Here is an 8,576-nt window from a genome sequence, read left to right as displayed (position 1 = left end):
CACACACCTCTTTATAGGTTGACATGCTAGAAACCTCTTATTCTAATGGTGTACATATTGCATACCTCCATACCCATACCTCTAACTACTACTAACATATGTTATAGGCAGTCTACACATTTTTTTAGCTAGAACATTCGGACGATTCCACTTTATATGGACTATCAATAAAAACCGGCTCGATTCTCTGAGAATATTGATAGTGTCAAGAGACTATGTTTTGCTTGACCAGTTTTATTCACAACAAATAAAAAAAGGCAATGTAATAAGTGATTGAGACTTATTACACTGCCTTTTCATAATTTGGTTGTGTTCTAAAAAGTATGCTGGCGATAAAAGTCAATCAGAAATCTATGCTAAGTTCTCTCATTCTATAAGGCTTTCAAGGCTTCAAAAATTGTTCAAATTTTAATCAGCATACTTTTTGATACACCACTCATAATTTTAATTTTTTTCATCTACTACTAGTTAAGAAGTTAAAATCGCCCAAGTCAACACTACTTCATATTAAATATTCTTTCATTTCTATCAATAAAGGCAGCATTAGACATACACATCTCATACCAGCCCTTCCAATAGCTATTATTTTTCTTCAAATACTTTGAGCTGTCCCAAATATCTTCAATCCAATGACTGTGCCTATATTTTTCAATAATCTTAATCGGATTCTCTCTTGCCCAAATAAGCTCGTTGTAATCTATTTCTGATATTATTGCGCCCTGAATTTTCAGAAGATGATATCGGCATAAATATTTTAGAGTTAAAGATAACAATGCTCGATCCTCAGAGCCTCCAATACCTACCTTTTCACTGATATGTACGCGAGTATCTAAAACCGAACCCCGCCAAGTATCATAGTGTTTTATGATTATTAATTCGCCATTTTCTGTATTATTACGAGCAAACCACAATGCTTTAACTTCATCTTGGTCATTGCCTTGTAATAACTGTTTTGCATTGTCTTCGATATTAGAGCCGAACTCAAACCTTTCTTTTTTATAAGGCTTGTCTTCATCATGAATTAACCAGTCTGTCTGGCAGCCAAAATATCTCGCTAATTCTTCTAACTCTTCAAATAATGGTTCTATACGCCCTTCAAACCAATCCTCAGCGATGCCTACACTGTTGTATCCAAGCGCTTCAGAAACTCTAGATATACTTGGGGTATGAAAACTATCAACTGCTTTAGCTTCACTCAAGAGAAAATTCAGCTTACAAGAGACTAGCTTTAAACGATCACTGCGTAAATGAGCATCAAAAAAACTTCTTAAATCGTTGATAGCTTCAATATAACTCCCTTCTTTACCTTCAAAAGATTTTTCTAATCGATACTGTGCTTCGGCATTAATTGAGCGGCCGCTAACTTTTGAGGCATCAGAGATAAGAGCTTTCAATTCAGTAGGAATTCTTAGATTAAACTGCACATTTTTTGACATCTTTAAAGCCTAAATAAAATAATATTACCACATAGAACTTGTGGCGATGTTAGCATTATGCTAACATCGATTGTAATAAAATCAGTGGGGATGAATACATGTCAAATCAGAAGGTTCAGATGAATGTTCGAGTATCTAAGGAACTTAAGAGGTTTGCCGTCAGTGATGCAAAGAATCAGTTTCATTCATTGTCTCAATATATAGAAAAGCTTATTTTTAAAGCCAAAGAACTCAACGAACTAGAAAAAAAATGAAATGAGACCTTCTCTTAAAGACCTATTCGACTCTAGCGCAAAAGTAACTTACTTAAGTCGCTTTCAACTACAGAAAGTAGAATGGTCAAAAACTACTCAAGTTAATACGTATGTCTATCATTTTAACGCTCTAAATAGCTCGAATTATTTCTTTAAGATGCCTGTTATCATTCAGTCAGATGGCCTTCCTTGGAAAGTAGGTAATCTATATCTATTGGGTCAACTGGACACCCCCACTCTTTCAAACATGAAGACATTATCTGCAAGAGCTATTCATTTAAAATACTTTCTTCAGTATTTAGAACATACTAACCAACATTTTCTAGACTTACCTACCCAGTATCAGCAAAGAGTTCCACGCAAGTTTAGAGCTTTTCTACAGATTGTAATAGAGCAGCATGGTTTTAATGCTGAGTACATTAATAACATTCTGTCGTCTATTGCTCATTTCTATAATTATATACAGTATCAAGCTCTTGTATCTCCATCTGATATAGAAAATAAGCCTTTCAGAGAAAGGAAGGTTTCCATACCTATTTATAATAATGTAGGACTATCTAGAAATATTAGTGTTATTACGAACGATCTTAAGTTAAAAAGCAGTAGGAAACCAATCCCATCACTAGGAAAACTAAGGGATGGCGGTAGTCTGCGTCCCTTAAGCTTTGAAGAGCAAATTATAGTTTCTAATGCATTTGATGAAAGCTATGCCTCAATAGAACTAGAGCTAATGATGCTAGTTGCTCTTAAAACAGGGGCTAGGCAACAAAGTGTCTGCACTCTGTCAATAGGCTGTATCAAAAGTGCTTTGAGTTTTTTGGAAAGCAACTCTAATTTGGAACAAGCTGTAATAAATACAGGATATAAATATAAATCTGACTCAAAAGGCGGAAGGATAAATCGTTTGATATTTCCGAGAAATTTGATTCATCGCTTATTAACATATATTGAGTGCGAGCGAGCCGAATATAGGAGGAGAAAGTTAAATAGTTTTTATGGTGATACTGAAGATAACTATGTGTTCTTAACTAGAGACGGTAACCCTTATCTGACTGCTGAAAGAGAACTTGCAGATCGCAATAACTCTAAGTCAATTTGGAATACCAAAGCGCCAGTTATGGCCCCAAAGAATGGACAATCCTTAAGAAATGAACTTACAAGATTCATTGAAAAGATACAAAAAACTGAACCGGATTTTCAAAAATTCTCTTTTCACGACTTGCGTGCAACATATGGAATGAATATTGTCAGAAACCTTAGAGATAAAGACTACCCTGATTCTAAAATATTTGATCATGTGAGACAAAGACTAAATCATAGACAATTAAGCACTACGGAATCTTACCTTAAATTTGACTCTGAAATTAACGAATTTATGGATATTCAAGAAACCTTTGGAATAACTTTTGATAAGGATACAGGACATGTCTAATAAATTCTGTAGTAGACCACTTATTGAACTAAATAATGAAGTAATGTCGAAAATCCCTTATCCTCAATATTCAGTTGTTGTGGGCTTAATTGCTGATGGAACAACGTTTAAAATAGATATCGGTAGAATATGCTATACCAGTAGAAAAAAAGATTCTGGCAGTTCACTGCATAATTCTAAGCGTTATACGTCTAGTTTAGTTGATAAATCAACATTATCTATGGAACGTATCAAATGGCTAAGAAAATATTTGTTAAATCTTTTTGAGAAGGGTTTGAGAAGTGAAACAGTACGCGGCATACTCTACACGCTGAGGTATTTTATAAATTTTTGTGATTTCAAAGGGTCTAAACCTCTTACCCTTAATGACTTAATATCAAACTATAAATATTATCAAGTACATTTGTATCAGAAGAGTCGCTTAAGTGGTAAAAAAGGTGCAAGCTCTAGTACTCTCTACCATAAATTAAGTACTGCCAGAGATTTTATACAAATCGCTTTCAATTTATCAAATTCAGATATAACTAGACTAATTCCAAAACACCGTTATACAGGTTCTGTCAAAAAGGAAAGACAGTCCTCCCAAAAAGATTTTAAAAAATACATACAGACGTGTATCACGTATTTTAATGAATTTTCTGATGCTCTACTAAATAAGAGATATCCTATACCCATTACCACTCCAAATTCAACCAATAAGAATCTATACTGGGACTCAGGAAACTCTCAGGGAATCAAGTGCTTACCCAACTGTTTTGACCATAATGGAGTACCTTTACCTTTCGATCAAGTTAAATATGATTTATCACGTTATTTCATTAATGAAGAATCTCAAAAATCATACTATAAAAAAACCTTCATAGATCATAGAAATGAGTGGATAAATGAAGAATTAAGTTCTAAAAAAGTTTACGCCTACAATCTATGCACAGCTTGCTTTTATCACATATATCTTGCTTTTACAGCTGCTAATATTCAACCTACACTTGATTTAAAAATATCTGATTTAGATATAGACAGTCTAGGTCTAAAGACTTTTGCTAAAAAACATAAATATCGATCTGGTAGAGATGTTGAATTTTCTGCTCCTACTCAGCTTAAACGTTACCTTATTAAATATTTAAGACTTAGAGATTGGGTGGATAACCTTGGTCTTGAAACAGAACATAATGAATACTTATTTCTAAGGATAGGAGAGAATTATCAACCAAAGCGTTTCGCACGTGATTGCACGAAATCAATTACTGGGAAATCTATTCTTTTTAAAGATGTAAACATAGTATCTTCTAAGGATATTAGGAATTTGTGCGCTGAATATTTTGTTAAACACTCTAGAGGAAATTTATCACTAGTAGCGAGAAAACTAAATAACTCTTTAGCCACAGTAGCCATAGCATATACTGCAATCGACATAGTGTCTCAATCGATTGAAATGAACCAGTATCATGAGAAAATAAGTTCCAAAATACTTACATCTAATCGAATTAATAAGCAATCTATACCCGTGAAACTTTCGACTCACTACGATAGTGAGAGGATACCCGCTGGATCTTGTTCTAACATATCAAACAAAGAACCTTTAAAAGCGGAAGGATTCAATAGCAAAGCTCCTAATCCTTCATGTGCAACTTTTGAGAGTTGTCTATTCTGTGAGTTTTTTTCAGTGCATCTGGATTTTGAAGACATACATAAATTGTTAAGTCTTAAAGAAGCTTTACTTAAATCGTCTTTAATTCGTAATGATCCTGAACATCATGTTATCGTTATAAAACCATCATTAGACAGAATTGATGAAATCATTAATTATCTAAAAAACGAAAATGATAATATAACTGACCTAATCGATGAGGCAAATCATCAAATAAATATAAATATCTACAATAAGTATTGGAGCAAACATATAAATTTTCTGATAAAAGCTTCAAAGTCTAACCAAATGTCGATAAAGCTATGAATAAAATACACATGCGTGAATCAGTTGTTAAAGAAATCCAACCTATAGCCAAAGCACTCATCAGCAATCCTTCAAAAGATTTAGTTGTAACTCTTTCAAAAGAAGGAAGGCCTTTATCTGTATTTTCTGATGACACTTGGGATTGCAGCGCTACTAGCAATACTCTGAAAACATTAAATTTTCGATCTAAAATTCAAAAACTCTCTCCAGTTAGCAAGGTTAAAGATGATGACTTTAATTTAGCAGTTAGGTTTCTAAAAGTATTTACCTTGAATTGGATTTGTGAAGTCAATGGATGCTCCATGTCAAAACTTAATAGTGACTTGGATGCTTTATCGTTTTTGGTTAGTTACTGTTTAAATAGTCACATTGCTCTGAATAAAATATTTACCGACCCTAAAGCTATTGATTTTGTTATTGAAAACAACTCGTCAGAAAAGCAAATAGGTTTGAGATTAGGAAAAATTCAAAGGGTTGTTGACACAACGCTTTCCTTAATTAACAACGGGTTTTGGTCAGAACTAAGCCCTTCTGCTAGTTTTATGAAAAAACTAATAAAGACTAGAAAAACATTTCCTGAAACTACACCAAGTATTCAAACTTTAATTATTCCTTCTAGTATTTATCAAGCCCTTCTAAAAGATGCCATTGAAGATTTGAGCCTATTCGTTGAATATATACATGAAATAGAACATGTTTTTTCTGCCCGCAGTAAAGTAAGAGACGAGGTACTAAATAATACACTTAATATAGATGAAACTACTTCTTCAAGAAAGCTCACTCAATCGGAAAAGCTATCAATAACCTATAAGTGGAGTCAATTTGTAAAATCAGACGTAGACACAACTCTTATACTAGGAGCCCTAGCAAGTTTAGGGCTCATTCAGGAGGCTACTTGGGGTGGTTTAGTAAAGTCTTTAGCTTATATACAGATAAAGAGCGCTATTATTATAGCTGCATTCACAGGTATGCGTAAAAATGAAATTTTAGCCATACCTTTTAACGGGTTAAGCTATATACATACTAATGAAGGTAACTTACCTGTTATCTGGTCAACCACAACTAAGCTTGAAAGTAATGGAGTTCCAAGATTTACTAAATGGGCTACAGGTTCAATAGTAGAAAATGCTTTCAAAGCCAGTAAATTTATTACTAAAGGAGTCTTATGTTGGTCAGATAGTCGAAGTAAAACAGAACTAGATGAAAGCAAATTACCGTTATTTATTTCAATTGAGCAGGGTAAATCTGGAAAACAACATCCTTATTTTGAATATACCACGCCAATATTCGGTGGCCATTTATTCAAAGAAATTTTGATTAAACAAGAGCTTCTAGTTTCAGAACAAGATATAGCAGAACTTAGTTGGTTTTTATATGGTGACCAAATATCTGATAAAGTTAAATTAGGTCAACCTTGGCCATTAGCTTTTCATCAATTTAGACGTTCTCTAGCTGTTTACGCAGCTTCAAGCGGTTATGTTTCATATCCAACTCTGAAGTCACAACTGAAGCATATCAGCATGGTAATGACAGTCTACTATTCGGACTCGAACTCCAGAGCTATCAATATTCTAGGCGATGGAGCAGAAGTAAAAGCCATGAAAAAAGAATGGCAGGACGCCCAATCAAGAACAGAGTCAGACGACTTATATAAAGTATTAAAAAGGGAAGTAATACTTACAGGAGCTGCTGGAAAAGGCTTACAGTCTAAAAAATCAGATAATAAACTCCCTAAATTTTTAGGAAGTAGAAAAGAAACTAAGAAAGCTATAAAAAATGGCAAAATACGTTACCGCTCAACTCTGGTAGGAGGATGTATGTCCATTACGCCTTGCGATAAAGGTGCTGGCATCTTAGCATCGGCTTGTATAAGCTGTGAAAATGCAGTATTTTTGCCAGAGTCCCAAAGTAGCTTATTGCAAACTAAGGAATTCTATGAGTCTCAGATTAGCTTAGAGATTCCAAAACGTGTGCGTCATGAGTACGAAACGAGTATAAAAAAGATTGACAGTTTTCTTTCAGTGCTAATATCAAATACTTAGGAATGAACGATATGCAAATTAGCAAGGCTGAACAAGCTTATTGGAAAGCCTTAGAGCGTTTGAAAAATAATACAGCCAAGGTTGTTGATACTAAGTCTTCACGATTCAAATTCACTAAGGATTCTGTAGGTAGAGAAGCTGGTAAAGGAAAAGGATATGTTCGTAATGAAAGATATCCAGAACTATGCCAAGCAATAAAAGATGCAGAAGAAAACCGTGGAAAACTTGCTCAAAAAACACCTAACGATACTGCTAAGCTAAAACACGAAAAAGAGCTTAAATTAAAAGCGAGGTTGAAGTATGACACACTTAAAAAAGAATACGATCTTCTGATGCAGGATTATCTTAATATTTTAAGACAAAATTTTGAGCTTCAATCAGAACTAGCAGACTCTTCTAATACTATATTAGTTAAAGGATCTGACAATTAGTTTAACCTTACCCTCACTCAACTGAGATATATTTTAGCGATATAGCTTACTATAACGTTATTTGGCATAATATAGTAATTGAGATATTTTATAAGAATTTTTATGAATGACAATGATTTATGCACCAACCTAATCAATATATTCGAAAATTTACTACCCACGTTGAGTATAACTGGCGGTGCAGATGAGCCTTATTATCAAGCTCCCAAAGAGAATGAAAAAGCAAAAATATTCTTTAAAGAGAACTATCCAAGAAGTCTATTACATGAGATGGCGCACTATTGCTTGGCTGGACAAAGGCGTCACAAACTAGATGATTACGGTTATTGGTATTCTCCATGTGGTAGAAATGCTGATGAACAATCGCTTTTCGAAAAAGTTGAAGCTAGACCACAAGGTTTAGAAAAAGCAATGTGTGAAGCTATAGGTATTAAATTCTCACCAAGTTTAGATGATTTTTCTGGAAATCCTCCATCCGATGAGTTTTTATACATCTTAAATTGTGCCTATCAGGAAATGCTAACAAGCCCTCCGCCTACAGCTAGAAAAGTTTTGTTAGCCTTACGAAATATTAATGCTATAGATTCTGCTTATAAAAGTGAAAAAACATAGAATAACTTTGATTAGTTATTAGTCATGAATAGACATAATATATTAAGATATCTATACTACTACCTTCAATTCATCGAACTTAATTGGATAGCTAGTACTTTGGGCCCTTCCTAACATTGAATAACTCACCTGCCTACAAGCTTTCTAACTCTTATACGGATTAAATAACTCATCTAGAGTGTAGTAAAAACCGCAATCCTCCATTCCAAATACATAATCAAAAAATAACTTAGTCATAGCAGACTGCGGGTGGCTACCGTCTCTAAAAGAATTATGATGCCGACATACGCCCGTAGATATCTGACCGAAAACTCGTTCTATATTGCTGGAAATAGAACTTGATGGATGTTTTTGAGAGGATTTAGCAGCCATTTCAACTGCTCTATATATTACATAGTGCATAACCGACACAGAG

8 protein-coding genes are annotated in these 8,576 nt (G+C 34.0%); 6 read left to right on the top strand and 2 right to left on the bottom strand.

Going from position 1 to position 8,576, the window contains the following annotated elements:
* Positions 1–497 precede the first annotated feature (497 nt).
* Positions 498–1,436 (bottom strand): Arc family DNA-binding protein, encoded by a 939-nt coding sequence (locus tag ACT3RN_RS12840; protein ID WP_192991749.1) that lies wholly within the window; start codon positions 1,434–1,436, stop codon positions 498–500.
* 65 nt (positions 1,437–1,501) lie between these two features.
* Here ACT3RN_RS12840 and ACT3RN_RS12835 point away from each other — a divergent pair, with 65 nt between their 5' ends.
* The 6 genes from ACT3RN_RS12835 (at position 1,502) to ACT3RN_RS12810 (ending at position 8,161) form a co-directional block, all read left to right on the top strand.
* Positions 1,502–1,690 carry a toxin-antitoxin system HicB family antitoxin gene (locus ACT3RN_RS12835; RefSeq protein WP_442060425.1) on the top strand — a complete coding sequence of 63 codons (189 nt, stop codon included), beginning with the start codon at positions 1,502–1,504 and terminating at the stop codon, positions 1,688–1,690.
* A 1-nt stretch (position 1,691) separates the two neighbouring features.
* A complete protein-coding gene (locus tag ACT3RN_RS12830) occupies positions 1,692–3,122 on the top strand; it encodes a hypothetical protein (RefSeq protein WP_442060412.1) in 1,431 nt (476 codons plus the stop codon).
* A complete protein-coding gene (locus tag ACT3RN_RS12825; protein WP_192991752.1) occupies positions 3,115–5,076 on the top strand; it encodes a hypothetical protein in 1,962 nt (653 codons plus the stop codon). Before ACT3RN_RS12830 ends, ACT3RN_RS12825 begins: the two co-directional genes overlap by 8 nt.
* Before the next feature lie 11 nt (positions 5,077–5,087).
* A complete protein-coding gene (locus ACT3RN_RS12820) occupies positions 5,088–7,118 on the top strand; it encodes a hypothetical protein (protein ID WP_192991753.1) in 2,031 nt (676 codons plus the stop codon).
* 11 nt (positions 7,119–7,129) lie between these two features.
* On the top strand, positions 7,130–7,549 hold the full coding sequence (locus ACT3RN_RS12815; RefSeq protein WP_192991754.1) for a hypothetical protein: 420 nt from the start codon (positions 7,130–7,132) through the stop codon (positions 7,547–7,549).
* A gap of 102 nt (positions 7,550–7,651) precedes the next feature.
* The gene (locus ACT3RN_RS12810; protein ID WP_192991755.1) at positions 7,652–8,161 is read left to right on the top strand and encodes an elongation factor P hydroxylase; all 510 of its coding nucleotides are present in this window, start codon (positions 7,652–7,654) and stop codon (positions 8,159–8,161) included.
* A gap of 144 nt (positions 8,162–8,305) precedes the next feature.
* Here ACT3RN_RS12810 and ACT3RN_RS12805 read toward each other — a convergent pair.
* Positions 8,306–8,576: hypothetical protein (locus ACT3RN_RS12805; protein ID WP_444518699.1), on the bottom strand; the 271-nt coding region annotated here is incomplete at its 5' end.

The sequence above is a fragment of the Psychrobacter sp. AOP5-GZ1-6 genome (assembly GCF_052376345.1).
In the GTDB taxonomy this organism is placed as follows: Bacteria; Pseudomonadota; Gammaproteobacteria; order Pseudomonadales; family Moraxellaceae; genus Psychrobacter.
The sequence above is the reverse complement of the archived record's forward strand: the minus strand, read 5'-3'. Positions and strand labels throughout refer to the sequence as shown.

Excerpts from the sequence above, each read along its gene's own strand:
- ACT3RN_RS12840 (WP_192991749.1), bottom strand. The coding sequence starts at position 1,436 with ATGTCAAAAAATGTGCAGTTTAATCTAAGAATTCCTACTGAATTGAAA.
- ACT3RN_RS12830 (WP_442060412.1), top strand. The coding sequence starts at position 1,692 with ATGAGACCTTCTCTTAAAGACCTATTCGACTCTAGCGCAAAAGTAACT.
- ACT3RN_RS12825 (WP_192991752.1), top strand. The coding sequence starts at position 3,115 with ATGTCTAATAAATTCTGTAGTAGACCACTTATTGAACTAAATAATGAA.
- ACT3RN_RS12820 (WP_192991753.1), top strand. The coding sequence starts at position 5,088 with ATGCGTGAATCAGTTGTTAAAGAAATCCAACCTATAGCCAAAGCACTC.
- ACT3RN_RS12815 (WP_192991754.1), top strand. The coding sequence starts at position 7,130 with ATGCAAATTAGCAAGGCTGAACAAGCTTATTGGAAAGCCTTAGAGCGT.
- ACT3RN_RS12810 (WP_192991755.1), top strand. The coding sequence starts at position 7,652 with ATGAATGACAATGATTTATGCACCAACCTAATCAATATATTCGAAAAT.